Source organism: Streptomyces sp. SID12501 (genome assembly GCF_010550245.1).
Taxonomy (GTDB): Bacteria; Actinomycetota; Actinomycetes; order Streptomycetales; family Streptomycetaceae; genus Streptomyces.
Window position 1 is genome coordinate 1 of sequence record NZ_JAAGLU010000133.1, and the last position, 950, is coordinate 950.

Annotated in this window: 2 pseudogenes; both read left to right on the top strand. The window is 63.6% G+C overall.

Features of this window, described 5'->3' with window-relative positions:
- Nucleotides 1-189: pseudogene (locus G3I71_RS50575) on the top strand (hypothetical protein); the annotation flags it as partial.
- 473 nt (nt 190-662) lie between these two features.
- Nucleotides 663-950 (top strand): annotated as a pseudogene (locus G3I71_RS44795) (group II intron reverse transcriptase/maturase); the annotation flags it as partial.

Below are 950 nucleotides of genomic sequence, written 5' to 3' on the forward strand. Positions count from 1 at the left end.
GGAAACTGTGTCAACGCATACCGCCGTGAGCATGCAGGAGAGGAACCGGCACTCACGCTCGACGAGAGCGACCGCCTGCGGGAGCAGGAACGAGAATTGCGCGAGCTGCGGCGGAAAGTATCCTTCCTGGAAAAAGTTGCAGCGTACGTTTGTCCTGAACGGAAAGTGGCTGCCGGTGTAGGTCGGTAGCAAATCAATGATGCTGCACAGATGATGAGGGTTTGGCCCCTCGGAGTCGCCCCCGCCGAGGGAGGCTTCAAACCGCCTCCTGCTGCGTTGGCTGAAGACCGTCGTGGTGAGCGTCGGAGGAAAAGGCGTCCTTGAAAGGGCGTCAGGTGGGGATCGGGAAGGCGAGCGCGAGCGAACCACTGCTGATGCGTCGAAATGCTTGGACGACATCGAAACCGGGGCTTGTACGCTCCCCGGTATGAGCCTGGCGGGTGTCCGTATTCCTGGCCAGGCGGTGTCCGGCGTGAAGGTGGCGCGAGCCCGATCTGCGGGATCTGTGCGGAACAGGAGAAGGCGCACGGCCATGTCGGACGTGCGCCGGCGGACCGGCTCGTAGTAGTGGTGAAGCCCCTGTAATGGGGGTGGAGCGAAGGGGCCGGGTCGTTCGTGGCTTGTTCATTCGATCAACCGGACGTTCTCCGGGAGGAATTGGCGTGGATGAGTTGAAAGCACCGGGCAAGCCGTTCGGTATTCCGAAGCTGCTGGTGATGGAGGCTTGGGAGAAGGTCAGCGCGACCAAGGGCGCGCCGGGCGTGGGCACGGTGGACATCGCGGCGTTCGAGGAGGCTCTGAGGGAGAATCTGTCCCGGATCCGGAATCGGATGTCCTCGGGCTGCTATTTCCCGCCGCCGGTGCGCATGGTTGAGATCCCGAAGCCGCAGGGCGGCATCAGGGTCCTAGGCGTGCCCACCGTGGGCGACCGTGTCGCGCAGACGGTGGTG